General features: G+C 66.3%; 26 protein-coding genes and 1 other RNA gene. 6 read left to right on the top strand and 21 right to left on the bottom strand.

Translation table 11 applies throughout. From position 1 onward, the window contains the following. Positions 1 to 145: 145 nt before the first annotated feature. The 12 genes from clpB to pip all read right to left on the bottom strand — a co-directional run bounded on the left by clpB (position 146) and on the right by pip (position 11080). Positions 146 to 2743: an ATP-dependent chaperone ClpB gene (gene clpB, locus ABC977_RS07440; protein WP_369666624.1), complete on the bottom strand. Its 2598-nt coding sequence runs from the start codon at positions 2741 to 2743 to the stop codon at positions 146 to 148. A 151-nt stretch (positions 2744 to 2894) separates the two neighbouring features. Continuing rightward, positions 2895 to 3164, bottom strand: a complete 270-nt coding sequence (gene minE / locus ABC977_RS07435) for a cell division topological specificity factor MinE (protein ID WP_369666623.1) — start codon at positions 3162 to 3164, stop codon at positions 2895 to 2897. Between the two features lie 4 nt (positions 3165 to 3168). Then, positions 3169 to 3978 (bottom strand): septum site-determining protein MinD, encoded by an 810-nt coding sequence (gene minD / locus ABC977_RS07430; protein ID WP_369666622.1) that lies wholly within the window; start codon positions 3976 to 3978, stop codon positions 3169 to 3171. A gap of 88 nt (positions 3979 to 4066) precedes the next feature. After that, positions 4067 to 4822 carry a septum site-determining protein MinC gene (gene minC / locus ABC977_RS07425; protein WP_369666621.1) on the bottom strand — a complete coding sequence of 252 codons (756 nt, stop codon included), beginning with the start codon at positions 4820 to 4822 and terminating at the stop codon, positions 4067 to 4069. A gap of 237 nt (positions 4823 to 5059) precedes the next feature. Next, positions 5060 to 5404: a histidine triad nucleotide-binding protein gene (locus ABC977_RS07420; protein ID WP_369666620.1), complete on the bottom strand. Its 345-nt coding sequence runs from the start codon at positions 5402 to 5404 to the stop codon at positions 5060 to 5062. A 120-nt stretch (positions 5405 to 5524) separates the two neighbouring features. Next, positions 5525 to 6121 (bottom strand): recombination mediator RecR, encoded by a 597-nt coding sequence (recR, locus tag ABC977_RS07415; protein ID WP_369666619.1) that lies wholly within the window; start codon positions 6119 to 6121, stop codon positions 5525 to 5527. A 6-nt stretch (positions 6122 to 6127) separates the two neighbouring features. Beyond that, complete coding sequence (locus ABC977_RS07410; protein ID WP_369666618.1) at positions 6128 to 6451, bottom strand: YbaB/EbfC family nucleoid-associated protein; 324 nt, start codon at positions 6449 to 6451, stop codon at positions 6128 to 6130. Between the two features lie 103 nt (positions 6452 to 6554). Next, entirely contained in the window at positions 6555 to 8240 is a 1686-nt protein-coding gene (gene dnaX, locus ABC977_RS07405; RefSeq protein WP_369666617.1) for a DNA polymerase III subunit gamma/tau, read from the bottom strand. 109 nt (positions 8241 to 8349) lie between these two features. Continuing rightward, positions 8350 to 8446: signal recognition particle sRNA small type (ffs, locus tag ABC977_RS07400), an RNA gene on the bottom strand. A gap of 316 nt (positions 8447 to 8762) precedes the next feature. Further along, positions 8763 to 9554, bottom strand: coding sequence for a CPBP family intramembrane glutamic endopeptidase (locus tag ABC977_RS07395; protein ID WP_369666616.1), 792 nt, complete (start codon positions 9552 to 9554; stop codon positions 8763 to 8765). 129 nt (positions 9555 to 9683) lie between these two features. After that, complete coding sequence (dtd, locus tag ABC977_RS07390; RefSeq protein WP_369666615.1) at positions 9684 to 10121, bottom strand: D-aminoacyl-tRNA deacylase; 438 nt, start codon at positions 10119 to 10121, stop codon at positions 9684 to 9686. Continuing rightward, on the bottom strand, positions 10118 to 11080 hold the full coding sequence (gene pip, locus ABC977_RS07385) for a prolyl aminopeptidase (RefSeq protein ID WP_369666614.1): 963 nt from the start codon (positions 11078 to 11080) through the stop codon (positions 10118 to 10120). Before pip ends, dtd begins: the two co-directional genes overlap by 4 nt. 266 nt (positions 11081 to 11346) lie before the next feature. Here pip and ABC977_RS07380 point away from each other — a divergent pair, with 266 nt between their 5' ends. Further along, a complete protein-coding gene (locus ABC977_RS07380) occupies positions 11347 to 14196 on the top strand; it encodes a cation-transporting P-type ATPase (RefSeq protein ID WP_369666613.1) in 2850 nt (949 codons plus the stop codon). Between the two features lie 210 nt (positions 14197 to 14406). On the opposite strand, the gene ABC977_RS07375 is transcribed toward ABC977_RS07380, so the two are convergent. The 3 genes from ABC977_RS07375 to ABC977_RS07365 are packed head-to-tail and all read right to left on the bottom strand — an operon-like array spanning position 14407 to position 16810. Further along, complete coding sequence (locus ABC977_RS07375; protein ID WP_369666612.1) at positions 14407 to 15789, bottom strand: sensor histidine kinase; 1383 nt, start codon at positions 15787 to 15789, stop codon at positions 14407 to 14409. Next, on the bottom strand, positions 15786 to 16451 hold the full coding sequence (locus tag ABC977_RS07370; RefSeq protein WP_369666611.1) for a response regulator transcription factor: 666 nt from the start codon (positions 16449 to 16451) through the stop codon (positions 15786 to 15788). Before ABC977_RS07370 ends, ABC977_RS07375 begins: the two co-directional genes overlap by 4 nt. Continuing rightward, positions 16451 to 16810, bottom strand: a complete 360-nt coding sequence (locus tag ABC977_RS07365; RefSeq protein WP_369666610.1) for a PepSY domain-containing protein — start codon at positions 16808 to 16810, stop codon at positions 16451 to 16453. Before ABC977_RS07365 ends, ABC977_RS07370 begins: the two co-directional genes overlap by 1 nt. A 143-nt stretch (positions 16811 to 16953) precedes the next feature. Here ABC977_RS07365 and ABC977_RS07360 point away from each other — a divergent pair, with 143 nt between their 5' ends. The 4 genes from ABC977_RS07360 to ABC977_RS07345 all read left to right on the top strand — a co-directional run bounded on the left by ABC977_RS07360 (position 16954) and on the right by ABC977_RS07345 (position 19170). Beyond that, positions 16954 to 17568 carry a cytochrome b/b6 domain-containing protein gene (locus tag ABC977_RS07360; protein WP_369666609.1) on the top strand — a complete coding sequence of 205 codons (615 nt, stop codon included), beginning with the start codon at positions 16954 to 16956 and terminating at the stop codon, positions 17566 to 17568. Beyond that, positions 17565 to 17927, top strand: coding sequence for a DUF1924 domain-containing protein (locus tag ABC977_RS07355; protein ID WP_369666608.1), 363 nt, complete (start codon positions 17565 to 17567; stop codon positions 17925 to 17927). The genes ABC977_RS07360 and ABC977_RS07355 overlap by 4 nt, the downstream gene beginning before the upstream one ends. A 16-nt stretch (positions 17928 to 17943) precedes the next feature. Continuing rightward, positions 17944 to 18528 (top strand): diheme cytochrome c, encoded by a 585-nt coding sequence (locus ABC977_RS07350; RefSeq protein ID WP_369666607.1) that lies wholly within the window; start codon positions 17944 to 17946, stop codon positions 18526 to 18528. Positions 18529 to 18636: 108 nt separating this feature from the next. After that, positions 18637 to 19170, top strand: a complete 534-nt coding sequence (locus ABC977_RS07345; RefSeq protein WP_369666606.1) for a tetratricopeptide repeat protein — start codon at positions 18637 to 18639, stop codon at positions 19168 to 19170. Positions 19171 to 19426: 256 nt separating this feature from the next. Here the strand turns inward: ABC977_RS07345 and sbcB are convergent, their stop codons facing one another. From sbcB to rpsP, 5 genes are read right to left on the bottom strand one after another with little or no spacing between them, the layout of a single operon-like run. Beyond that, positions 19427 to 20869 (bottom strand): exodeoxyribonuclease I, encoded by a 1443-nt coding sequence (gene sbcB, locus ABC977_RS07340; RefSeq protein ID WP_369666605.1) that lies wholly within the window; start codon positions 20867 to 20869, stop codon positions 19427 to 19429. Between the two features lie 55 nt (positions 20870 to 20924). Further along, on the bottom strand, positions 20925 to 21269 hold the full coding sequence (gene rplS / locus ABC977_RS07335; protein WP_369666604.1) for a 50S ribosomal protein L19: 345 nt from the start codon (positions 21267 to 21269) through the stop codon (positions 20925 to 20927). 4 nt (positions 21270 to 21273) lie between these two features. Further along, positions 21274 to 22038, bottom strand: coding sequence for a tRNA (guanosine(37)-N1)-methyltransferase TrmD (gene trmD / locus ABC977_RS07330; RefSeq protein ID WP_369666603.1), 765 nt, complete (start codon positions 22036 to 22038; stop codon positions 21274 to 21276). 2 nt (positions 22039 to 22040) lie between these two features. Further along, positions 22041 to 22553 (bottom strand): ribosome maturation factor RimM, encoded by a 513-nt coding sequence (gene rimM, locus ABC977_RS07325; RefSeq protein WP_439849177.1) that lies wholly within the window; start codon positions 22551 to 22553, stop codon positions 22041 to 22043. Between the two features lie 43 nt (positions 22554 to 22596). After that, positions 22597 to 22869 carry a 30S ribosomal protein S16 gene (gene rpsP, locus ABC977_RS07320; protein ID WP_369666601.1) on the bottom strand — a complete coding sequence of 91 codons (273 nt, stop codon included), beginning with the start codon at positions 22867 to 22869 and terminating at the stop codon, positions 22597 to 22599. Between the two features lie 177 nt (positions 22870 to 23046). Between rpsP and mgtE the strand changes: the two genes are divergently transcribed. Continuing rightward, complete coding sequence (gene mgtE, locus ABC977_RS07315; RefSeq protein WP_369666600.1) at positions 23047 to 24489, top strand: magnesium transporter; 1443 nt, start codon at positions 23047 to 23049, stop codon at positions 24487 to 24489. A gap of 228 nt (positions 24490 to 24717) precedes the next feature. Here mgtE and ABC977_RS07310 read toward each other — a convergent pair. Continuing rightward, positions 24718 to 25085, bottom strand: a 368-nt coding sequence (locus ABC977_RS07310; RefSeq protein WP_369666599.1) for a DbpA RNA binding domain-containing protein, incomplete at its 5' end; no start/stop codon positions are given.

The following is a 25085-nucleotide window of genomic DNA, read 5'->3' as shown; positions in this document are numbered from 1 at the left end:
CGAGGCCGGTCAAAGGACGACGACTGACCACGAGACGGCAGAGTTTAATGTTGTGGTCAGGAATTTGCACGTTCGAACGAGGCCAAGGCGCCCGCGCGACCTGGCGGCGGGCGCCCCACCGTGGCGACGCGCCAACGGCCACCTCTCAAACGAGCTCCCCCTCGACGACACGATCGAACAGCAGCTCGCCGTCCGGGCCCTGGGTGACCTGGACGATGTCACCGGGCCCGAAGCGCCCGGCGAGGATCGCCTGCGCGAACGGATTCTCGAGCTGGGCCCGAATCGCCCGTTTCAGCGGTCGCGCCCCATAGACCGGATCGAACCCGGCCTTGCCGAGGTGGTCGAGCGCGGCATCACTGATCTCCAGGCGCATCTCGCGATCGGCCAATCGCTGTTGCAGATAGCGAATCTGAATCTGGGCGATCGCTCGGATCTGCGCCGGCTGCAGCGGATGGAAGACGACGATCTCATCGAGCCGGTTGATGAACTCGGGCCGGAAGGCATGGCGGACGATCTCCATGACCGACTCCTTCATCCGCGCGTAATTGGCCTCGCCAGCGAGCTGCTGGATCACCTCCGAGCCCAAGTTCGAGGTCATGACGACGACCGCATTGCGAAAATCGACGGTACGCCCCTGGCCATCGGTCAGGCGGCCGTCATCGAGCACCTGGAGCAGGACGTTGAAGACATCGGGATGGGCCTTCTCGACCTCGTCGAGCAGGATCAGGCTGTAGGGCCGTCGGCGGATCGCCTCGGTCAGGTAACCACCCTCCTCGTAGCCGACGTAGCCGGGCGGGGCGCCGATCAGGCGCGCGACCGAGTGCTTCTCCATGAACTCGGACATGTCGATCCGAACCATCGCCTCTTCGGTATCGAACAGGAACTCGGCCAGTGCCTTGCACAGCTCGGTCTTGCCGACGCCGGTCGGGCCGAGGAACAGAAACGAACCGATCGGCCGCGACGGATCGGCCAGCCCCGCCCGCGAGCGGCGGATCGCATCGCTGACGGCGCGCAGCGCCTCCTGCTGGCCGACGACCCGTCGTTCGAGGGCCTCCTCCATCCGCAGCAGCTTGTCGCGTTCGCCCTCGAGCATCCGCGCGACCGGGATGCCGGTCCACTTGGAGACGATCTCGGCAATCTCCTCGGCCGTGACCTCGTCGCGCAGCAGCCGCATCTCGCCCTGATCGGCCTGATCAGCTGCCGCGAGTTGCTTCTCGAGCTCGGGGATACGGCCATATTGCAGCTCGGACACCCGCGTCAGATCGCCGGCGCGGTGCGCGGCATCGCTCTCGAACCGCGCTCGTTCGAGCTCCTTCTCGATGCGGGCTCTGTTCTGAACGGCAGCCTTCTCGGCCTTCCAGATCTCCTCGAGGTCCGAGAACTCGCGCTCCACGCGGGCGATCTCGCCCTCGAGATCGGCGAGGCGCTTCTTCGAGGCCTCGTCGGTCTCCTTCTTCATCGCCTCCTGCTCGACCTTGAGCTGGATCCGGCGGCGGTCGAGCCGATCCATCTCCTCGGGCATCGAGTCGATCTCGACCTTGATATGGGCCGCGGCCTCGTCGATCAGGTCGATCGCCTTGTCCGGGAGCTGACGGTCGGTGATGTAGCGATGCGAGAGGATCGCCGCGGCGACGATGGCCGGGTCCGTGATCTTGACCTCGTGGTGGGCCGCATAGCGTTCCTTGAGGCCGCGCAGGATCGCGATCGTGTCCTCGACGTTCGGTTCATCGACGAGCACCTTCTGGAAGCGCCGCTCGAGCGCCGCGTCCTTCTCGACGTACTTGCGATACTCATCGAGCGTCGTCGCGCCGATGCAGTGCAGCTCGCCGCGGGCGAGCGCGGGTTTGAGCATGTTGCCCGCATCCATCGCGCCCTCGGCCTTGCCGGCGCCGACCATCGTGTGCAACTCGTCGATGAACAGGATCACCTGCCCTTCTTCGCGCGCGACCTCGTTGAGCACCGCCTTCAGCCGTTCCTCGAACTCGCCGCGATACTTGGCCCCGGCGATCAGCGCGGCCATGTCGAGCGCCAGCAAGCGTTTCGTCTTGAGCCCTTCGGGCACCTCGCCGTTGACGATGCGCTGCGCCAGCCCTTCGACGATCGCGGTCTTGCCGACGCCGGGCTCGCCGATCAGCACCGGGTTGTTCTTGGTCCGCCGCTGCAGGACCTGGATCGTGCGGCGAATCTCGTCGTCACGGCCGATGACCGGATCGAGCTTGCCCTGCTCGGCCCGCTCGGTCAGATCGATGCTGTAGCGCTGGAGCGCCTGGCGGGTCTCTTCGGCGTTCGGATCCTCGACCGCCTGGCCGCCGCGTGCCGCGTCGACGGCCTGCTCGAGCGGGCCCTTCGCGGCACCGGCCTGGCGCAACGCCTGGCCGAGCTCGCCGCGATCCTCGAGCGCGGCCAACACGAACAACTCCGACGGAATGAACTGGTCCTTGCGCTGCTGCGCGAACTTGTCGGTCAGGTTCAACAGACGCCCGAGGTCCTTGCCGACCAGGACATCGCCACCGGTGCCCTCGACCTGCGGCAGCCGATCGAGGATCTCGCCGAGTCGCGAGCGCAACTGGTTGACATTGACATCGGCCCGCGCCAGCAGGTGGCGGACCGCGCCGCCCTCCTGATCGAGCAGCGCCACCATCAGATGCACGGGTTCGATGAACTGGTGATCCCGTCCGACCGCGAGGCTTTGCGCCTCGGCCAGCGCCAACTGGAACTTGCTGGTCAGTTTGTCCATCCGCATCGTCTTTTCTCCGGTCGCTTATGGGGTTGTGTCGCGAATTGGGGCGACGCCAACACGCCTTCAAGCTCCATCCTCGAAAAGGCGGGCAAAACCCGACGCGGCAGGCCCTTCACCACGTGCAGCTCGTGCCCCGGGACCTGAGAGGCCCGGCTCAGGATCGCTGATCGACCGCATCGGGCAGGACGACATTGACCTCGAGAACCTCGCGATCCTCGTCCTGTTCATAGTTGACCGAGATCGCATCCATGTCGACCGCGACATACTTGCGGATCACCTCGAGGATCTCGCGCTGCAGCTTCGGCAAATACAGCGGACGGCTGCGCTCGGCCCGATCGTGGGCGACCAGGATCTGCAAGCGTTCTTTGGCGAGTTCAGCACTGCCCTTGGAGCGCTGGCCACGAAAGTAGTCGAGCAATCCCATGGTGTCACCCCTTGAACCAGCGGCTCAACAGACCCTTCTTTTCGATCGTCAGGAAGCGATGCGGCCGTTCCTGACCCAAGTAACGATCGACAGTATCCGAATAGGCCATGCCTGCCTGGCTGTGCTTGTCGAGGATCACCGGATTGCCGGCGTTCGACGCATTGAGCACCGCTTGCGACTCGGGAATCACGCCGATCAGCTTCAGGGACAGGATCTCCTGCACGTCGTCGACGCTGAGCATCTCCCCGCGTGCGACCCGCTCCGGTACATAGCGGGTCAGCAACAGGAATTCCTCGATCGGCGCCTCGTTGGCCTCGGCGCGTCGCGATTTGCTCGAGAGGATCCCGAGCATGCGGTCCGAGTCGCGGACCGACGAGACCTCCGGATTGGTCACGACGATCGCATCGTCGGCATAGTACATGGCCATCATGGCCCCATGCTCGATCCCCGCCGGCGAATCGCAGACGACATAGTCGAAGGTCTTGGACAATTCATCGATGACCTGTCCGACCCCATCCTTCGTCAAGGCATCCTTGTCGCGGGTCTGAGACGCGGGCAGCACGAAGAGCTGATCGCACCGCTTGTCGCGGATCAAGGCCTGATTCAGGTTGGCCTCGCCGTTGATGACATTGACGAAGTCGAAGACGACACGCCGCTCGCAACCCATGATGAGGTCGAGATTCCGCAAGCCGACATCGAAATCGACAACCGCCGTCTTGTGGCCGCGCTGGGCCAGCCCCATCGCAAAAGCCGCCGCGGTGGTGGTCTTGCCGACGCCGCCTTTGCCGGAGGTAATAACAATGATTCTGGCCAACGTCTGGCCCTCCTTGAGTTAACAGGACACGCAAAGGTTGATCTGGATTGATGGGCCGACCCCGGTCGCGCGCGGGCCGGCGGCTCGATCACAAGGGTTCGATGCGCAAGGCCTGACCATCGAGATAGATCTGCACCGTCACACCGCGCAAGGTCGCCGGGATGTTCTCGCTGACCCGATAATGCCCGGCTATCGATACAAGCTCGGCCTGCAGGTCGAGACAGAATATCCTCGCCTCCAGATTGCCGTTCATCCCGGCCATCGCGCGCCCGCGCAACGGGCCGTAGACATGGATATTGCCGTCGGCCATCAACTCGGCACCGGAGCTGACCGGCCCGACGATCGACAGGTCGCCACCCATCGCGTGGATGCGTTGCCCGGACCGAATCGGCCGAGTGATCAAGGTGAAGCTCGCTGACACGACCGACTCGTCGCCGGGCTCGTCGTCCGGCTCGGCCGGTCGCGTGCGCGGCGCCGGACGTGATGGCAGGGCCGGCGCGCCCGCCGGCTTCTCGCGGGTGACCCGTGACTCGCCGAGGACCGCCAACTCCATCGCCCGCGCCGCGGCATGGTGCCTTTCCAATCCACCCCGCACGCCAAACGGGATCAGACCATAACCGCGCAGAAGGCCCACCAGCATCGGGAAGTCGATGCCTTGCGCGTCCGGCGGCAACGCACCGAGATCGATCACGATCGGGGTGTTGCGAAAGAAATCCGGGGCCTGTTCGACCTTGGTTCCAAGCTGATGCGCCACCGCATCCAGATCATCGCCGAGCAATCGGATCATCGGCAGCGTGAAACCGCCCGACTTGAGCTCGAATGCGCTCGGCCGATTATCGATCATCTTGTCCGCTTTCGATGCCATCGCCAACCATCAGGCCTCCATCCAGAAACACACGAAGCGGAGCCCCCGCTGCCCGCCGATCACGCGAGGGCCAGACCAGCGAACTCGGGACCCGACCGTGAAGATCCCTCGAGCAGGACGCGGAGCTGAACGCACCGCGCCCGCGGCACTGCCAATTCCCGCAGTGACACGGGCCACCAAGGACATCGGGGAACCACAGGTCTTGCCGATGATCGGTCAGCCCGGCGGCCATTGCATCGGCCGCCCCCCCAGGACATGCAGGTGCAAATGATACACGGTCTGACCTGCGCCGGCGTTGCAATTGACGACGGTGCGATACCCGGTCTCGGCAATCCCCTCCTGCGCGGCGACCTTGGCAGCAACCAGGAACAGATGACCGATCAGGCTCGCATCGTCCGGCGTGACCTGGTTCAGGGTCGGAATCGCCTTGCGCGGAATCACCAGTAGATGCACCGGCGCTTGTGGATTGACATCGCGAAAGGCGATCGCTCGTTCGTCTTCGTACAGGATGTCGGCAGCCACCTCGCCGGCGGCGATCTTGGAAAAGATGGTTTCAGCCATGACTGGTCACCTCGAGGCTCGCGTCTCGTTTCCGAACCGCCACGATCGGTCTGCGACCTCCATCGGAGGCGGCCGGCGTGGACCGGGATGCGCCCGATCTCGCCCGACGACCCCGGCCCGTCACAGCGCGCGGCGCCCGGCGAAGGCATGCGCCAAGGTGCCGCCGTCGACCATCTCGAGGTCACCGCCGAGCGGCACACCATGGGCAATGCGTGTCACATTGACCTTGGCGTCATCCGCGAGGGCCGCGATGTACTGCGCGGTCGCCGCCCCTTCGACGGTCGGACTGATCGCCAGAATCAGCTCGACCAGCTCGCCAGCGTTCAAACGCGCCCGCAGCTGATCGAGACCCAGTTGCTCCGGCCCGATGCCATCGATCGGCGAGAGTCGGCCACCGAGCACGAAATACAGGCCACGGAAATCGGTGGCCTGCTCGATGGCGAGAATCCCCGATGGCTGCTCGACGACACACAACAGCGATGGATCCCGCTGCGGATTCGCACAGAGGTCGCAAATCTCGTTCTCGCACAGGGTGCGACAGCGGCGACAACGGCTGATCCGATCGAGCGCCTCGGCCAGGACTCGGGCGAGTCGCCGACCACCCTCCGGATCCCGCTCCAACAGATGAAAGGCGATACGCTGGGCAGACTTGGGACCAACCCCGGGCAGGCACCGCAGGGCGTCAATCAGGCGATCGAGCAGGGCCGGTTCGGTCACTGGATTTCAGAAGGGCATCTTGAACCCAGGCGGCAACGGCAACCCGGCGGTCAGTCCCGCCATGTTTTCCTGTGCCTTCTCGGCCACCCGCTTGATCGAATCGTTGACGGCGGCGGCAAGGAGATCCTCGAGCATCTCCTTGTCGTCGGCAAGCAACGATGGATCGATCTCGATGCGCTTGACCTCGTGTCGACCGGTCATGGTCACCCGGACCAGGCCGCCGCCGGATTCACCGACAACCTCTTCACGCGCCAATTGCTCTTGCGCCTTTTGCAGCTCCTCCTGCATCTTCTGCGCCTGTTTCAGGATGTTGCCTAATCCGGCTTTCACGCTCTGTACCTCGCATTATCTTAAGTTCGCCACTCCAAGACCGCCCAGAGGTGGGGCATCGAACCTGCCGTGCGGCCACTCGCGGCGGTTTCTTCACGATCTCTCAGCCGGAGGGCTTGATGCTACCCGGCACCCATTGTGCGCCGAACTGGGTTCGGATCCGCTCCGCGACCGGATCCTGCCGGAGTGTCCGCTCGGCCTCGGCCTGTCGTTCACCGGCCAGCCGCGACCGACGCTGAGCCGGCGTCTCGCGGTCCGGACCGCCGACGCGGATCTCCAGCCGCAGATCTGGACCGAGTGCCTGCTGCAAGGCCAGTCGCAACCGTTCTTCGGCGCTCGGCACCCGCACATGCTGACAGGCCGCGTCCAACGTCAGGCGCAATACCTGTCCGTCCCAAGCGAGCAATTCGCAGTGGCTCGCGAGCTCGCTGGCCAGACCGCCCAGCCCCAGCTCACCGATCAGACGATGCCAGTCCTCGCCGTCGGCCAAGACCACGCGACTGTAACCATCCGCCGCAGCCTCGGCAACCCGAAAAGGCCGGCCAGCATCCGGGGCAGGTGATGGTTCGACCGCCCTGGTCGCTTCTGGGGTCGCTTCTGGAACGCCCCGCGCCGACCTCGCCGAACGCGCACCGGCGGGCGGCGTGGAAGGTTCGGTGCGGCCCGCCCGCGATGCGTGAACCGGCGGCGGCCGAACCGTCTGCTCGACCGGCCGAAAGGCCAAAGCCCGCAGCAACACCATCTCGAACCCGCTGCGCGGATCCGGCGCCAACGTCAGATCGGTCTGCCCGGTGGCGATGATCTGGTAGAACAGCTGGCAATCCTCGGGCGACATCCTGTCGGCCAACTCGAGGATGCGCGCGCGGTCCGGATCCTCGTCGGGCAGTATCCCGGGGATCTGCTGGATCAAAGCCACCCGATGCAGGACACGCAACAGATCCTTGAGCAGGTCACCGAAATCCGGAGCCAATTCGGCGATTTGCTCGATCTCGCCGAGCAGCTCGCGCCCGTCCCCGGCAGCCAGGGCAGCGGCAAGCGCGAGCGGCCAATCACGGCCGACGACACCGAGCATGGCCCGCGTCTCGGCATCACCGACCCGCCCTCCCCCGAAAGCGATCGCCTGATCGAGCAGGCTCAGGCCATCGCGCATGCTGCCATCCGCGGCATGCGCCAACAAGGTCAGCGCGGCCGGTTCGAAGGCCACCCCTTCCGACCGCAGAACCCGTTCGAACTGCTGTTGTATCTCACCGGGCAACAACCGTTTGAGGTTGAACTGCAGGCAACGCGACAAGACGGTGACCGGCAGCTTCTGCGGGTCGGTCGTGGCCAACAGGAACTTGACGTGCGGCGGCGGTTCTTCGAGCGTCTTCAACAAGGCGTTGAAGCTCTTCTCCGAGAACATGTGCACCTCGTCGATCAGGTACACCTTGAAGCGACCTTTGACCGGCGCGAAGGGCACGTTGTCGAGCAGTTCGCGGGTCTGCTCGACCTTGGTCCGGGAAGCTGCGTCGACCTCGAGCAAGTCGATGAACCGCCCCTGATCCAATTCACGACAGGCATCGCAGACGCCGCACGGCGTCGGCCCCACGCCTTTCTCGCAGTTGAGGGCCTTCGACAGGATGCGAGCCAGCGTCGTCTTGCCGACCCCGCGGGTGCCCGCAAACAGATACGCATGATGCAGTTGGCCCCGCTCGAGCGCGTTGGTCAGAGCGCGGACCACATGGGCCTGCCCGACCAGATCCGCAAAGGTCTTGGGGCGCCACTTACGTGCAAGAACCTGGTAGGACATCGGGTTGATCGGGCTGACGCAGGGGGCGATTACGCAATGAGGAGCCGCCAGTGTAACCGATGGCGTCGTTACCGGCACGGCGAAGCCCCGGGCCGATCAGGGCGGCGGTCCGCACCCGCCGCACCCCGGCACACGCTGCCACCGCTGCGGCTGCTCCCTTCCGGGCCTGACCGGGTTCACGGTTTCGCGTTGCGGAGGGACCGGCACGGACCACCATAGACCGCCTGACTCCAGCCATGAGGAATGAGGCCCCGACAAGCTAACAGAGCACCACGACCAGATCAAGCGCCCGTCCCCGAGCATCCACCGAACTGGCGCCGCGCGGCCACCATGATATCGTCCGCTGATCACGGCGCTCATAGACCCAACGACCGCGGAATGATCATGACCTGGGAAAAAGCCGATTCATCGGATATCGAGCCCGACAATCAGCGGCGCGGATGGCTGTGTAGCTGTGAAACTGAATCACTAACGCGCTGAAACATGCATATCCCGACGGACAAGGGGGCCGTCCGGACCGCCTCAGAGGGGCGGCGCGTCGGCGGCGATGGCGGCGTAGAGCAGGATGAGCATGATGCCGTTGAAAGTCCCGTGAAGCAGGATCGGCGGCCAGAGCGAATCGCTCTTCTCGTAAGTCCACGCCAGGATGAGCCCGATGGCGAACAGCGCCGGCAGCAGGACGAGGATCCCATGCGCGGCCGCGAAGAGCGCGGCGCTGCCGACATAGGCCACGGGCACGCTGAAGCGGCGCAGCCATACGTAGAGGAGGCCGCGGAAGACGACCTCCTCCACGAAAGGGAAGACGACAGCGACCAGGAGGGCCACCGCGATGATGGACGGCAGTGACACAGCGAGCGGGGCGAGAACCTCGACCTGGGGGTTGTGGAGCGGCTGGTCCATCATGGCTTGCAGGGCCAGATTGATCGCGCCGACGAGCAGCAGCGTGACGAACGCCAACCCCAACGCGCGCAGGTACCAGCCGCTGCGTGCGGGCCTCAACCCGATGTCACGCCACGGGATGCCGCGCCCGCGCACGATCACCAGATAGACCGCCGCCATCGGCACCGCCGCCTGGACCAGCATCATCGTCAGCAGGTACCCGACCGTCGTCTGCGGAACCCCGATCGTGGTCCGAAACACGATCAGCACGGCCAGCGTCGCGAGCAGGACGAGCAGAAGATCGCGTCCGCGCACGGCGGCGGTCCGCGCTTTCACCCTGTCCTCGTCGCGCCACGCGGCGCCCTGCCCCTCCAGCGAAACGCCTCGGCGGTCGTCATCAGGCTGCATCGGCGTTTCTTCCTCGCTCAGCTGCATCGCACCCGCGCGACCAAGGTACGGGCATCGGATCGTCCCGCGCCCCGGCGGCTCCCGACGCGGACAAAGGTTCCTCGCCGCCCGAACGCAATCGTTAGTGCCCCCGGCAAATCACCATTCGCGGCGCCGTCAGCCCTCGAGCCAGAAGGTGACGGGACCGTCGTTGGTCAAGGAGACCTGCATGTCGGCGCCGAAACGCCCGGTCTCGACCAGCGGATGCGCCTCGCGGGCGCGCGCCACCAGGTAGTCGAACAGCCGCGCCCCGTCGGCCGGCGGGGCGGCCGTCGTGAAGCTGGCGCGCGTGCCCTTCCTGGTGTCGGCCGCGAGCGTGAACTGGGGCACCAGCAGCAGACCACCGCCGATCTCGCGAAGGCTCAGGTTCATGCGGTCTTGCGCATCGGGGAAGACGCGATAGCCCAACAGTCGCTCGAGCAGCCGATCGGCGTGCTTGGATTCATCGCCCCTCTGCACGGCGACCAGGACCAGCAATCCCCGCTCGATGGCGGCGATCTGGTCGCCGTCGACCTCGACCGAGGCGTGGCGCACCCGCTGGATCAGGCCGATCATCCGAGCTCGGTTGCGAAACGGTCGGTCGCGGCGACCAACGCCCGCCGGATGCCGGGCTCGAAGGCCGCGTGCCCGGCATCCGAGATCAGTTCCAGCTGCGCGGCGGGCCACGCCTGGTGGAGTTCCCAGGCCGAACGGACCGGGCAGATGATGTCGTAGCGCCCTTGTACGATGACCCCCGGCAGATCGGCCAGCCGATGGGCGTCGCGCAGCAACTGGTCGGGATCCAGAAAGGCCCGATTCACGAAGTAATGGCACTCGATTCGTGCGAGGCTCAGGGCCACGTGCGGGTCGGCGAAGTAGGCCTGGACATCGGCGTTCGGCATCAAGGTCGCCGTGCGGCCTTCCCACAAGGACCAGGCCTGAGCCGCGGCCAGACGCACCGACTCGTCCGGCCCGATCAATCGCTGGTGATAGGCGGCGAGCAGGTCGCCGTGCTCGGCGTCCGGGATCGGTGCAACGAAATCGCGCCACCAATCGGGGAAGACCCAGTTGGCGCCTTCCTGGTAGAACCAGCGGATCTCGGTGTCCCGACACAGGAAGACTCCGCGCACGATCAGCGCCGCGACGCGCTCCGGATGGGCCTGCGCGTAGGCCAACGCGAGCGTCGAACCCCACGACCCGCCGAAGACCAGCCACCGTTCGATGCCGAGCACCTGGCGGATCCGCTCGATGTCCGACACCAGGTCCCAGGTGGTGTTCGCCGCCAACTCCGCATGGGGGCGGGATCGGCCACAACCGCGCTGATCGAACAGAACGATTCGGTAGCGCGCCGGGTCGAAGAAACGGCGATGCCCCGGTTCGCAGCCGGCGCCCGGGCCGCCATGCAGAAACAGCGCGGGAATGCCATCGCGGCGTCCGCACTCCTCGACATGGATCTCATGGGGCGGATCGACGGCGATACGATGGGTCGCGTAGGGCTCGATGGGTGGATACAAATCGGCTTGATACCTGTTCATGGGGATCAAGATAAGGCGGCCTCGTTCGATCCGCAATCGGAAGAGTCCCCGGTCGACGCCGGGAGAAGGAACACGAGGCGCGATCCCGCCGACACCGAAGCGATGCGTGGTCGATCTGGTTCGCTTTGCCACGGACCTTGTCATAGGATGATGGGCCAGCGCCGAGGAAACGACATGACTGGTGTTCGGCGAGCCCGCCGACCAGGGCACCGGACCGCAGGGGACTGGCGACACATCCTTACCGGAACTTCGATAGGAGAATCAAGATGTTGGATACACTAACCGGATCCCTGGCCCTTCAGGCCAGAGACTGGCTAGTCTTGGCTGCACTGGCCGGCCTGGTGGTCGGCGCCGCGATCTGGGCGCTCCGCCGCCGGTCGTTGGCCGCCGTGACCCCGCCTGGCGGGACCAACGGCTCACAGGATCCGGCCACCCCATGGCATAGCCTGGCCGTATCGGAGGTCATGGAGCGCCTGACGACGCCCGATACCGGCCTGCCCCCCGACGAGGTCGCGCGACGCCGCGAGATCCACGGTGCCAACCGGCTGCCCGAGACCAAGGCGCGCAGCCCACTGATGCGGTTTCTGGCCCAGTTCCACAACGTCCTGATCTATGTCCTGATCGCCGCCGGCATCGTGGTCGCGCTGATGCAGCACTGGCTCGACGCGGGCGTCATCTTCGGCGTCGTCGTGATCAATGCCGCGATCGGCTTCATCCAGGAAGGCAAGGCCGAGGACGCGCTGCGGGCGATCCGCAAGATGCTGTCGCCGCGCACGCTGGTGATCCGCGGGGGCACGCGGACCGAGATCGATGCCGAGGGCCTGGTCCCTGGCGATCTGGTACCGCTGCAATCGGGCGATCGCGTGCCGGCCGACCTGCGGCTGATCAAGGTCAAGGGCCTCGAGGTCGACGAATCGGCGCTGACCGGTGAGTCGTTGCCGGTCGAGAAGACAACGGACCCCCATTCGGTCGAGACGGTGCTCGCCGATCGCCGCGACATGGTCTATTCGGGAACCCTGGTCACGCGCGGTCAGGCGACCGGGGTCGTCGTCGGGACCGGCGCAGAGACAGAGATCGGGCGCATCAGCGCGATGGTCGCCGACGTCCAGCAGCTGACGACGCCCTTGCTGCGCCAGATCGCGCAGTTCGGCCGGTGGCTGACGGTGGCGATCCTGACCATCGCCGCGCTGACCTTCGCGTTCGGCACCCTGTGGCGCGATTACTCGGCCACGGAGATGTTCATGGCTGCCGTCGGGCTCGCCGTCGCCGCGATCCCCGAGGGCCTGCCGGCGATCATGACCATCACGCTCGCGATCGGCGTCCGACGGATGGCCGGGCGCAATGCGATCATCCGGCGCCTACCCGCCGTCGAGACCCTGGGGACCGTCGGGGTCATCTGCTCGGACAAGACAGGCACCCTGACCCGCAACGAGATGACGGTGCGCACGATCGAGACGACCGAGCACCGACTGACGCTGACCGGCAGCGGCTACAACCCGCACGGCAGCATCCAGCTCGACGAGGCCGATCACGCCGTCGAGCAGGACCCGCACCTGCAAGAGATCCTCCGCGCGATCCTGCTGTGCAACGACTCCGGCCTCGCTCAGCAAGACGACGATTGGCGGGTCAATGGCGACCCGATGGAAGGCGCGCTGCTGGTTGCCGCGATCAAGGGCGGACTCGATTCGACCACCGTCGTCCAGGAACTCCCGCGCACCGACCTGATCCCGTTCGAGTCCGAACACAAATTCATGGCGACGCTGCACCACAGCCACCAGGGCCAGGGCTTCGTCTACGTCAAGGGGGCGCCGGAGCGGATCCTCGAGATGTGCGCGAATCAGCGCGCGACCGACGGCGTCGGCCCGCTGCTGCTCCAGCACTGGCTCGACCGCGTCGAGGAGCTGGCGGCCGCGGGTCAGCGGGTCCTGGCCGTGGCGACCAAATCGGTCGATCTCGACAAGACCGAGCTGACCTTTGGCGATGTCGAAGGCGACCTGACCCTGATCGGTCTGCTCGGCCTCATCGACCCACCGCGTCCGGAGGCCATCACGGCCGTCGCCCGCTGCCACGAGGCCGGCATCCGGGTCAAGATGATCACCGGTGACCATGCGGCCACCGCGCGGGCCATCGCCGAGCAGCTCGCGATCGCCAACCCGAAGGATGCCCTGACCGGCGCCGAGCTCGAGACCATGTCCGACGAGGAGTTGCGCGAACGCGTCGACCAGATCGACGTGTACGCCCGCGTCAGCCCGGAACACAAGCTGCGCCTCGTCAGTGCCTTGCAGGCGCGCGAGCAGATCGCGGCCATGACCGGGGACGGCGTCAACGACGCCCCGGCCCTGAAGCGCGCCGATGTCGGGATCGCGATGGGCAACAAGGGCACCGAGGTCGCCAAGGAGGCATCCGAGATGGTGCTCGCCGACGACAACTTCGCGTCGATCTCTCATGCGGTCGAGGAAGGACGAACCGTCTACGACAACCTGAAGAAGGCGATCTTGTTCATCCTGCCGACCAATGGCGGCCAATCGTTGATGATCATCGGCGCGATCCTGTTCGGCTTCGCGCAATTGCCGATCACGCCGGTGCAGATCCTGTGGGTCAATATGGTGACCGCGGTCACGCTGGCCTTGGCGCTGGCCTTCGAGCCGCCCGAGCGCGGCGTGATGCGCCGACCGCCGCGCGACTCCCACGAACCCGTGCTGACGCCGCTGTTCCTGTGGCGAATCCTGTTCGTCTCGGTGATCCTGATGACCGGCACCTTCGCGCTGTTCTTCTGGTCGCTCGAACAGGGGGCCAGCATCGAGCATGCCCGCACCGTCGCGGTCAACACGCTGATCGTGTTCCAGATCTTCTATCTGTTCAGCGCCCGTTACATCCTCGATCCGGTGCTCAACCGACAGGGGCTGTTCGGCAATCGGTATGTGCTGTTCGCGATCGGCGCGATCCTGATTCTACAAGTCGCCTTTACCTACGCGAGCCCGATGCAGACCCTGTTCCAGACCGCACCGCTCGACGCTGCAACCTGGGGCTGGATCTTTCTGACCGGATCCTCGGTCTTGGTGCTCGTCGAGATCGAGAAGGCCATCCTGCGGCGGATCGGGATCCGGCCACGCTGAACCAAACGGAGCGGCGAACGGACGATCCCCTCGCTCCCCTCGAGCCAGAGTCGGTCTTTGGCCCAAAGGGCCAAAGATCCGACCGAATGGGAGAGTTCAGGAGGAAGCTGCTTCAGCGGACATCCTGACCGAGAATCGAAATCGAGTCCCGCCGCGCGACCGGCGGCGGCATCGAGCATGATGCCCCTCGCCGGGGCTCCGACCCCGCTGCTAAGCGGCGCCGCGCTCCGCGACGGGGAGCCGGAGCTCGACCTCGAGGCCCCCGATCGGAGCCTGACCGAATCGCAACTCCCCGCCGTAGGCCTCGACGATATCCTGAGCGATCGCCAAGCCGAGCCCGGTGCCGGCGCGGCCCTCGTCCAACCGCAGACCCCGCTTCCCGAGCTGCGGTCGCTGCCCGGCCGGGACCCCGGGGCCGTCGTCGCCGATCCGGATCCTGATCTGCCGTCCGGTCGTGACCACGACATGGACCTGGTGTGCGGCCCATTGGGCAGCGTTCTCCAACAGGTTGCCGAGGAGCTCCATCAGATCATCGGGCCGCATGGCCACCACCGTCTTCGTCGGTGCCTCCAGGTGCCAGTCGAGACCGGCGCCACCGGGGATCCGTTGCAGCGTCCGCAGCAGGCGCGCAAGCACCACCTCGACATCAGCGCTCGCTTGGCCTGGGTGGGCCTCGGTGCGGATCCGGGCGCGGATCAGCTCTCGCTCGATGCGTCGGCGCATCACCTGCGCCGTCAGTTCCAGATCCTCGGCCAGGGCCGTGTGCCCCTGTTCGCGCAGCCGTTGCGCGTCGGCGGTCAAGGCACTGAGCGGGGTCTTGAGACCGTGCGCCAAGTCGGCGGTCCAGGCCCGCGCCCTGGCGACCGCCTGTTCGCGAGCGACCAACAGGGCATTGACCTCGGTGATCAGCGGCATGACCTCGTCCGGATACGGATCGGCAAGGCGCTGGGCCTGACCGGAGCGGATCGCCTCGACGCCACGGCGCACCGCCTCGAGCGGTGCCAGCCCCGTCTGGATCTGCGCGGCCGTCGCGACGACGAAGGCCAATGCGATCAACGCCAGATAGGGCTGCATCTCGCGCGCGAAGGCGTTGCGCGCGGCTATCAGGTCCGCGCGATCGAGGGCGACGGCAAGGCGCACCGGGTGATCCGTCGCGCCGTCCGCCAAGAGCAGGCGCCGTTCCTGCACCAGCAAGGTCTGCCCCGCCGGACCCGGGACCTGATGGGTGTGCACCTCGCCGAAATCGAGGCGATCGGTCGGCAACGCCAGCACCGTATCCCACAAGGAACGCGAACGCCGCCATCCGGCCTGCTCGACACCGCCGATCGGCGCATCGATCTGCCAATAGAGGCCGCTGAAGGGCTCAGCGAAACGGGGGTCGAGAGGCTCGCGCGCGAGCCCGAGGACGCCATCCGGAGCCAAGGACGTGGCCGCGGCGAGCTGATTCAGATGAAGGTGCAGTTCCTCACCGAGGCGCCGTTCGACGTGGCGCTCGAACAGGGCCACGAGCCCCCAGCCGGCGATCAACACGGCCAGAAGGATCGACACGGCGGCGCTGATCCAGAGACGAACGCGCAGCGACCGGCGCGTCATGGTTCGGCGGCTTCGATCAGATAACCAAAACCGCGGCGCGTCTGGATCAGGTCGATGCCGAGCTTGCGGCGGACCCGCCCGACCAGCACCTCGACCGCGTTCGAGTCGCGCTCGAAGTCCTGCGCGTAGAGCTGCTCAGTCAGCTCGAGCTGGGAAACGACGCGCCCGGCATGCTGCATCAGATAGTTGACCAGCCGGTATTCCTGCGGCGACAGATGGATGGGCACCCCGTCGACGCTGACCGTCATCCGCCTGGTATCCAGCACCATCGGGCCATGGGTGACCACCGCTGTCGCTTGGCCGGCGGCGCGTCGCACGAGCGCGCGCAATCGGGCGATCAGTTCCTCCATACGGAACGGCTTCGGCAGGTAGTCGTCAGCGCCGGCATCGATCCCTTCGACGCGTTCGTGCCAATCGCCGCGCGCGGTCAGGATCAGCACCGGAACCCGCTGACCGCCGGCGCGCCAGCGTCGCAGGATCGACAAGCCATCCATCCCCGGTAACCCGAGATCGAGGATCACGGCGGCGTACGGCTCCGTGTCGCCCTTGAACCAGGCGGCCTCGCCCTCGCGTTCACGATCGACGACGAAGCCGGCACCCGCGAGGGCCGCCGCCACACCGTCGGCCAAACGGTCATCATCCTCGACCAAGAGGATTCGCATCACTCGTCCTCGCTCTTCAGGATTTCGCCGCTCGCGGCGTCGACATAGACCTCGATCAAGCGACCATTGGGCCGAATCAGCTTCACCTCGTAGACCCAGCGAGACGCCGCGCCACGCCTCTCGCGCTCGAACTCGACCGCGATCACCTCGCCCGGCACGCGCGCGGAGACCTGTCTCAAGACCTCGGCCAAGGGCCGCACCTCGCCGCGCATCAAGGCCTGACGGGCCCGGTCATGATCATGTTCTTCGTCTTCCTCGCGATGGTCGAACCGATGTGCCTCGATCCCCGGCGCGGCGAGGGCCGTCGCGAGGATCAAGGCGCCAATCCGCAGCGCTCGGGGTTGGGGTCGTTTGATCATGTCGGCCATTAGACAGGTGCTTCGCTGACGATTCGCTGACGAGCCCGCTCAGGGTCCGGTCAGCACCACGTCGTTAACCTGGGTCCCACGTCGCCTCGCTGCGCCGTCAACCCTGACCTGATCGCACCACAGGAGCTATCGATATGTTCGCACGAACCGCCGTCGCGCAAGCGACGGAAAAACCCGCCGCGGCCGACCGGATCCACGTCTGGGATCCGCTGGTCCGGCTGTTCCATTGGTCACTGGTCGCCGGCTTCGCGACCGCCTATCTCGTCGAGGACGACTGGCTCAGCCTCCATGTCTGGGCTGGTTACCTGGTCCTCGCGTTGATCGCCGTACGCCTCGTGTGGGGCTTCGCCGGCCCCCGGCACGCTCGCTTCAGCGACTTCGTACGCGGACCACGCCAGATCGGACGGTATTTTGCCGACACCTTTCAAGGGCGCGCGCCGCGCTACCTCGGTCACAACCCCGCCGGCGGCGCGATGATCGTGCTCCTGCTGACCGCGGTCGCGGCGACTGGAATCACCGGCCTGGCCCTGTACGGAGCCCAGGAGCTGGCCGGGCCCCTGGCGCCACTGACCCGCGATTGGCCAGCCGCATGGGGCCACAACCTGGAGGAGGTCCACGAGGTCCTCGCCAATCTCACATTGGGTCTGATCCTTCTGCACCTGGCGGGGGTCATCGCGTCCAGCCTACTCCATCGCGAGAACCTGGTCCGCGCGATGATCACCGGCGACAAGCGGAGGGACCCCGAATGACCAACCGGTCTCGTCTCGCGAGTGCGCTGGTCACGACCGGCCTGCTGACCTGGTCGGCCTGGTTGATGGCCGGAGATCCGGCGGCCGGCGCTGCCGCTTGGGTCAAAGAGTATCCCCAAGCCGATGGGTCACCGGCACGCAGTTGCGTCAGCTGCCACGGCCGCGAGCTGACCCGGCCGGGTTCACAGGTCAATACCGGTAAGGTCATCAAGCCCTTGGCCCCTTCGGTCGAACCAGCGCGGCTCACCGATCCGGCCAAGATCGAGAAATGGCTGCTGCGCAACTGCCGATGGACGCTCGGCCGCGAATGCACGGCCGACGAAAAAGACGACTTCATCAGTTACATCCGTACCCAATGAATCGGAACCACGAGCAATGAACAAGACCATGCTGACCCTGACGCTGACGACCGTCGGCCTGCTGACGGCCGTTGCGACCGGACTCGCCATCAGTGATGACGACCATCGTGAACACCGCCGAAGCACCACGCCGCGTGCCGACGTGGACCCGGTGACCAACAGCTTCTACGCGGAGGAATGCGGCTCATGCCATATGGCCTACCAGCCGGGTCTGCTGCCGGCGCGGTCGTGGAATGTCATCATGACCCCCGCGGCCCTGGCCGACCACTTCGGCGATGACGCCTCCCTTCCCGACGAGAGCCGCGAGGCGATCGGCCGGTACCTGTCGGCCAATGCGGCGGATTTCTCCGACAAGAAACGCTCTCGGAGTTTCGCGAAGGCCGCCTTGGGCGAGATGCCCGATCCTGCCGGCGGCGGGCCGCGCATCACCGAGAACCGTTATTTCGTCAGGAAGCACGATGAGATTCCACTGCGCCTGGTGACCGGCAACCCCGAGGTCGGCAGCTTCAGCCAATGCGACAGCTGCCATGGGCGGGCCAACGACGGCGTCTACAACGAGCACGATGTCGTGATCCCCGGCCATGGCCGGTGGGAGGATTGAATGAACACCCAGTCATCCTTGACGGCCCCGGACCTGTCCACTGGACGGGTCGGACACCCTCGCACCCAAGTCCCATTTTTCAAATCTCTTTCACAAGGAGCCACCAGCATGCCGAGACCCATCATCCTTCTGTTCCTTTGCGCTTTGGTGTCACCATTGACCGCGCACGCCGGTGCGCCCCAAGCGCTGGCTCTCGCCGAGCAGGCCGTCCACCGGGCCGAACAAACGGCCAACCAGGATCCGCAGGGACTCGTGGCCCGTGTGAACGACCTCGCGATGGAGTACCTGATACAAGGCGAGCTCTTGCAAGCCGAGCGCCAGTATCAACGCGCGCTGGCCTTCCAGGAGCAGGTAACGGGTTCAGAGGATCCGAGGGTAGCAAACACCTTGGACAACCTCGCCTGGGTTCAGGTCAAAGAGGCGCACTACGACCAGGCCGAATCCCTGTTTCGCCAATCCTTGGCGATCCGCGAACGGACCCTGGGTCCCGATCATCCGTTGGTCGCGAGGAGCCTGACGAACCTCGCCGCGCTCTACTTGTACTGGGATCGCGCCGAAGAGGTACCCCCACTGACGAAGCGCGCCGTGACCATCTGGAGTGGCGACCGCCACGGCGGAGACTCGAACCCCTCGCAAAGATGATCCTTCGAAGAGGCGGCTTCCGAGCGCTGCCGCGCCACCGCACCGGGACCATCTCGGTCCCGGTCCATGGTTTCGGTTTGCCGGGGACGGCAGAGCGCGACGAACGGCTCTCAGCCCCTTCACGGCTGCACGGTGTCCAGCGGGATCAGGCCCCTACCCGCTGGGCCACGGCGGCGTCCGACCGAAGCGCAGCGCGGGCAGCACCTGTCGCTCGGCATCCAACGAGATCGCCCAGCCAACCATGGCTCCAGGCCTCTCACTGGTCCCCGGCATCCATGATGTGTTCAGCCCATTGGTCCAACTCATCGAGCAAGGCGCACCGGGACGGGTCCTCGGCATGGAGCTCGCGCAGCTCGAGCAGGCGTTGCCGATACTGGTCGAACGCGAGACCACCCGGCGGCGGATCGGTCAGGCACGCGAAACGATAGGCATCCCAGTCGGCACGCTCGTCATCGGTCAAGGTCTCGGGCCAATTGCGGGCCCGATAGCGCAGCAGCATCTCCGGCAGGCGGGGATCCTCGAACCTGGGCGATTCGCGCGCCAGTTCCAGCGGCGGGAGTCCGCGGAGCCGGTCGAGTTCGCGGCGATCGGCATCGGAGAAGAAGCCGCCGCTGTAGAGCATCCGCTCCGGGTCCCTCTCGGTGACCGCCGCCTTCGTGCCGAAGGCCTCGGCGACGCGCTGGCGAAACCCGGCCGCACTGGAGCCTTGCAAGGCCCGTGCGTGGCTGGCCACCTGCTCCAGATCGATCGCCCAGCGCACCGCGGCCTCGGGGGTCAGCGTCGTCATCGGGGCGAGCATCGGGCATCGATTGCTATGCACGGTCTTGACCGGCACGCGCACCGCGCCCTCCGGCCGCTCGATTGCCGGCGTGAAGAGTCGCGCACTGATCTCGTCGAGGCTCAGATCGAGAAACTCCGCCGGATCCCAGCGCAGATCGTAGACGAGCGTGCCATTGCCGTTGGTCGGATGCGGGGCGATCGGCAGGACCGGGGCCAGGCACCCCAGCGCGGCCGGGTACCGGGCCGAGACGTGCAGCAGCGGCCGACCCATGGCCAGCATCCGCTGCACTCGCCGCTTGTCGCGCAGCGACAGGGCGTAGTCGAACAGACGCGGTTGGCAGCGCTTGAGGCGTGCCGCCAGCGCGATGGTCGCGCGCACGTCGGCCAGGGCCTCGTGCGCGTCGCCATGCTCGATGCCGTTGGCCGCGGTCAGCGCCTCGAGGCGGAACGAGCAGACACCCTCGTCATCCGTGGGCCAGGCAACGCCGTCGGGGCGCAGCGCGTGGGCCAGACGCAGGGCATCGATCAGGTCCCAACGGGAGTTCTGGTGGCGCCACTCGCGGCCGTAGGGATCGATCAGGTTGCGATAGAAGAGATGCCGGGTCACCTCGTCATCGAAGCGCAGGCTGTTGTAGCCGACTCCGCAGGTGCCCGGGCGGGCCAACTCCTGATGGATGGCGTCGGCGAACCGCGCCTCGATGATCCCGTCGCGGGCCGCTCGCCAGGGCGTGATCCCGGTGATCAGGCAGGCCGTCGGGTCCGGCAACCGGTCGTCGCCCGGCCGACAATAGACCACCAACGGCGCGCCGACCGGGTTCAGTTCGAGATCGGTGCGCTGACCCGCAAACTGGGCCGGCCGATCCCAGCGCGGATCGCTGCCCCAGGTCTCGTAATCATGCCAGTAGAAGCTCGGCGCCACGCCGATCTCGGCAACCGTTCGCGCGGGCGCCGATCCAGCCGGCCGCCCGCGGTGGCTAGATCTTCTCTTTGATTCGGGCGGCCTTGCCGCTTCGATCGCGCAAATAGTAGAGCTTGGCGCGGCGCACGTCGCCCTTGCGCTTGACCTCGATGTCGGCGATCGTCGGACTATAGGTCTGGAAGACGCGCTCGACCCCCTCGCCGTGGGAGATCTTGCGCACCGTGAAGGCCGAATTGACCCCCCGGTTGCGTTTCGCGATGACGACGCCCTCGAAGGCCTGGAGCCGTTCCCGGGCACCCTCCTTGACCCGGACGCTGACGACAACGGTGTCGCCGGGCACGAAATCCGGGATCTCGCGGCCCATCTGTTCCTTCTCGAGTTCTTCGATGATGTTGCTCATGTCTCTATCCGCTCCTGTTCTGATCCGGCGCTCGACGTCGATACACCTGGATGAATTCTTCTAGCAGCGCGCGCTCGGCGTCGCTGAGACCGCGGCGTTCGAGCAGATCCGGACGGCGCAGCCAGGTGCGCCCGAGGGACTGCTGCAAGCGCCAACGGCGAATCGCCTCATGATCCCCGCTCACGAGCACGGCCGGGACGCTTCGGCCTTCGACGACCTCGGGGCGCGTGTAATGGGGGCAATCCAATAGCCCGTCCATATACGAATCCTCGCGGGCCGAATCGCGATGGCCCAAGACGCCCGGCAACAAACGAATCACCGCGTCCATCACGACCATCGCGGCCAGTTCGCCGCCGCTCAACACGTAATCCCCGATCGACCACTCCTCATCGACACAGCTTTCGATCAGGCGTTCATCGGCTCCCTCGTAACGGCCGGCGATCAGGACCCATCCAGGGGCCTTCGCGATCTCGCCGATCGCCGCTTGGTCGAGCGGCCTCCCCTGGGGCGTCAGGTACACGACGCGATGATCACCGCTCCCAGATCGCGCGGCCTGCACAGCGGCCCGCCACGGGGCCACCTTCATGACCATCCCGGGGCCGCCGCCATAGGGTCGGTCATCGACGGTGCGATGGACATCCTCGGCGTAATCGCGCGGATTCCAAAGACCCAGCATGGCCTGACCACGGGTCAGGGCGCGACCGGTCACACCCTGTTCGGCCCAGACCCGGAACAGATCGGGGAACAGGGTCACGACATCGAAGCGCATCGTCAGAAGTCGGGGTCCCAGTCGACGAGGATCTCGCCCGCGTCGAAATCGACATCCTTGACGACATCGCCCCAGACGAAGGGCACCAACCGCTCGCGCTCGCCATGCACGACGATCACATCGTTGGCGCCGGTCGGGAAGAGCCGTTCGACGCGACCGAGCGACTGGCCACTGACATGGACCACGGCCAAGCCTTCGAGATCGACCCAGTAGAACTCATCGGGCTGCGGCGGAGGCAACTGGTCGCGCCGAACCGCGATCTCTCGCCCGACCAAGGCCGCGGCCTGATCTCGATCCTCGCAACCAGCCAGCCGAGCGATCAATCCCTTCCCGTGGCGCCGCCCCTCGATCACCCGGAACGACTCCTCGGCACTTCCCACCACCCAGGGGTCGTACCTTAGAATATTCTCGCGCGGATCGGTCTCGGAGAAGACCTTGATCCAGCCCTGTACGCCAAACAGCCCCGCGACACGGCCAACGACGATCAGACGCTCACCGGCCCGACCCGGCGGCACAGCCACAGCGACCACCAGGCAGCGAAGCGGGCGCCGGTCCCGATCAAGCCGCCGACGGGACCGAAATCAGACCCTCGCGCTTGGCCTGCTTCAGCAACTGGGCGACGCGTTCGGTCGGCTGGGCACCCTGCTTGATCCAGTGCTCGACCCGCTCACGATCGAGGCGCAACTCGGTCTCGCCGCCTACTGCGCAAGGATTGTAGAAGCCGATGCGCTCGATATAGCGGCCATCGCGCTTGGCGCGGATGTCGGCGACGACGATCTGGTAAAAGGGGTGCTTCTTGGCCCCCCCGCGAGACAAACGAATCGTGACCATAGACTGCCCTGCAGAGACGGATAGGGTAAAACCGCGAGCGGATAAACGGGAAATCATACATCATTTTGGAGAGAATGGAAGTATGTTCGAGCCCCGTGATTCGGACTCGCCAGCGCGCCGGCAAGGCCGTAGAGTGCGCGCCTGGTCTCCGCTCTCAACCAACCCCCAGTGCCACCCATGAGCCAGTCGAAACCACGCGATCCGGATGCCGTTCACCGCCACCTTCGCGATGTCCAACGACTGTTGTCGCGCCAGCGACTCGTCGAGGATCTGGTCCATCGCCAGACGATGCCGCGTCACGACCTGGTAGAGTCGATCGTCCATCGGCAGCATATCGCCAGGCTTCGACGCAAGCTCGACCGCCTCCACCCAGCCGACATCGCGTGGATCCTCGAGGCACTGCCGCTCGAAGACCGGCTGTTCGTCTGGGATCTGGTCAAGGCCGAAAAGGACGGCGACATCCTGCTGGAGGTCTCCGACGCGGTTCGCGAGACCCTGATCGACAACATGGACCCGGCCGAACTGCAAGCGGCCGCCGAGACCCTCGACGCCGACGAACTGGCCGATCTGGCGCCCGACCTGCCACCGGAGGTCATGGAGGTCGTTCTCGAGTCGCTCGATACCGAGGAACAGCAGCAGGTGCGTGCGGCCATGTCCTACCCGGAGGGCACGGTCGGCTCGCTGATGGACTTCGACATGGTCACGGTGCGCGAGGACGTGACCCTGGAGGTCGTGCTGCGTTACCTGCGCCGCTTCGACGCGCTGCCGGATCACACCGACAAGATCTTCGTGATCGATCGCGAGGATCGTCTGCGTGGCATCCTGACGCTCGAATCGCTGCTGATCAGCGACCCCGAGACCGAGGTCGCGCAGGTCATGCAGAGCAAGTCACTGATCAGTTTCGCCCCCGAGGACGATGCCGGCGGCGCGGCCAATGCGTTCGAGCGTTACGACCTGGTGTCGGTGCCGGTCATCGACGCCGAGCGGCGCGTCATCGGGCGCCTGACGGTCGCCGACATGGTCGATTACATCCGCGAGGAGTCGGAAGCCGAGATCCTGAGCCAGGCCGGGTTGCGCAAGGAAGAAGACATCTTCGCCCCGGTGATGCGCTCGGTGAAGAACCGCTGGGCCTGGCTCGCGATCAACCTGGTCACCGCCTTCATCGCCTCGCGGGTCATCGGACTGTTCGAGGACTCGATCGAGAAGCTCGTCGCACTCGCGACCCTGATGCCGATCATCGCCGGCATCGGCGGCAACGCCGGCAATCAGACGATCACGATGATCGTGCGCGCGATCGCGATGGGTCAGGTGCAACCGTCGGCGCTGCGCCGCCTGCTCAAGAAAGAACTCGGCGTCGCGACGATCAACGGCCTATTCTGGGGGGGACTCGTGGGCCTGATGGCCTGGTGGCTCTATCAGAACCCGGCGCTCGGCGTCGTCATGACCGCGGCCATGACGCTGACGCTGCTGGTCGCCGCGACGGCCGGCGTCCTGATCCCGTTGATCCGCCAACGGCTGGGCCGCGACCCAGCGCTCGGCAGCTCGGTCATGATCACCGCCATCACCGACTCGGGTGGCTTCTTCATCTTCCTGGGTCTCGCCACCCTGTTCCTGATCTGAATCCAAGATGCGGTGACGGCCCGCGTTACCGCGAGGCAGTGCCGGGCCGCCCCGGGGTTTGCCAACATCCCGGCACGGCCCCAGCGCGACCGCCAGCGATAAGGATCTCGCCGCCGAGCCGCCCAGCATGGGCTCCCGGCGCGGCGCGCCGGGGCCAGGCGCCGACGGAGCCACCATCGATCAGGGCTTACGCGGCCCTACCCGACCGAGCAGCGCGCGCCGGGGCCGTCAATCGGACCTTTTCGGACGAGACCGGAAGCCCTCGCCAGGTGGGCTTCCGGTGCGCCCGCCCTTGCCGGCACCGCCGAACCGGGCCGGGGCCGCTCGGCGCCCCCGACCCTCGTCGCGCCCACCGACCCGGTCCGCCCCTTCGGCACGCGTCGGCCGCAGCGGCTTGCCGCAGACATGGATCCGTTGCAGATGCTCGAAGACCGCCGGCGGCAACCGATCGGGCAAATCGACGAAGGCATGGTCATCACGGATCGTGATGCGGCCGATATAACGCCCGTCCAGCCCGGTCTCGTTGGCGATCGCGCCGACGATCTCCCGCGGACTGACACCATCCTGCCGTCCGACCTCGACGCGGTAGCTGACCA

Source organism: Thioalkalicoccus limnaeus, from assembly GCF_041197575.1.
Lineage (GTDB): Bacteria > Pseudomonadota > Gammaproteobacteria > Chromatiales > Chromatiaceae > Thioalkalicoccus > Thioalkalicoccus limnaeus.
This window is presented reverse-complemented; position numbering and strand designations above follow the sequence as displayed.

Bases quoted from the DNA above. Each gene is read 5' to 3' on its own strand.
- clpB (WP_369666624.1), bottom strand. From the start codon at position 2,743: ATGCGGATGGACAAACTGACCAGCAAGTTCCAGTTGGCGCTGGCCGAG.
- minE (WP_369666623.1), bottom strand. From the start codon at position 3,164: ATGGGATTGCTCGACTACTTTCGTGGCCAGCGCTCCAAGGGCAGTGCT.
- minC (WP_369666621.1), bottom strand. From the start codon at position 4,822: ATGATCGATAATCGGCCGAGCGCATTCGAGCTCAAGTCGGGCGGTTTC.
- ABC977_RS07420 (WP_369666620.1), bottom strand. From the start codon at position 5,404: ATGGCTGAAACCATCTTTTCCAAGATCGCCGCCGGCGAGGTGGCTGCC.
- dnaX (WP_369666617.1), bottom strand. From the start codon at position 8,240: ATGTCCTACCAGGTTCTTGCACGTAAGTGGCGCCCCAAGACCTTTGCG.
- ABC977_RS07395 (WP_369666616.1), bottom strand. From the start codon at position 9,554: ATGCAGCTGAGCGAGGAAGAAACGCCGATGCAGCCTGATGACGACCGC.
- dtd (WP_369666615.1), bottom strand. From the start codon at position 10,121: ATGATCGGCCTGATCCAGCGGGTGCGCCACGCCTCGGTCGAGGTCGAC.
- pip (WP_369666614.1), bottom strand. From the start codon at position 11,080: ATGAACAGGTATCAAGCCGATTTGTATCCACCCATCGAGCCCTACGCG.
- ABC977_RS07380 (WP_369666613.1), top strand. From the start codon at position 11,347: ATGTTGGATACACTAACCGGATCCCTGGCCCTTCAGGCCAGAGACTGG.
- ABC977_RS07375 (WP_369666612.1), bottom strand. From the start codon at position 15,789: ATGACGCGCCGGTCGCTGCGCGTTCGTCTCTGGATCAGCGCCGCCGTG.
- ABC977_RS07370 (WP_369666611.1), bottom strand. From the start codon at position 16,451: ATGCGAATCCTCTTGGTCGAGGATGATGACCGTTTGGCCGACGGTGTG.
- ABC977_RS07365 (WP_369666610.1), bottom strand. From the start codon at position 16,810: ATGATCAAACGACCCCAACCCCGAGCGCTGCGGATTGGCGCCTTGATC.
- ABC977_RS07360 (WP_369666609.1), top strand. From the start codon at position 16,954: ATGTTCGCACGAACCGCCGTCGCGCAAGCGACGGAAAAACCCGCCGCG.
- ABC977_RS07355 (WP_369666608.1), top strand. From the start codon at position 17,565: ATGACCAACCGGTCTCGTCTCGCGAGTGCGCTGGTCACGACCGGCCTG.
- ABC977_RS07350 (WP_369666607.1), top strand. From the start codon at position 17,944: ATGAACAAGACCATGCTGACCCTGACGCTGACGACCGTCGGCCTGCTG.
- ABC977_RS07345 (WP_369666606.1), top strand. From the start codon at position 18,637: ATGCCGAGACCCATCATCCTTCTGTTCCTTTGCGCTTTGGTGTCACCA.
- rplS (WP_369666604.1), bottom strand. From the start codon at position 21,269: ATGAGCAACATCATCGAAGAACTCGAGAAGGAACAGATGGGCCGCGAG.
- trmD (WP_369666603.1), bottom strand. From the start codon at position 22,038: ATGCGCTTCGATGTCGTGACCCTGTTCCCCGATCTGTTCCGGGTCTGG.
- rpsP (WP_369666601.1), bottom strand. From the start codon at position 22,869: ATGGTCACGATTCGTTTGTCTCGCGGGGGGGCCAAGAAGCACCCCTTT.
- mgtE (WP_369666600.1), top strand. From the start codon at position 23,047: ATGAGCCAGTCGAAACCACGCGATCCGGATGCCGTTCACCGCCACCTT.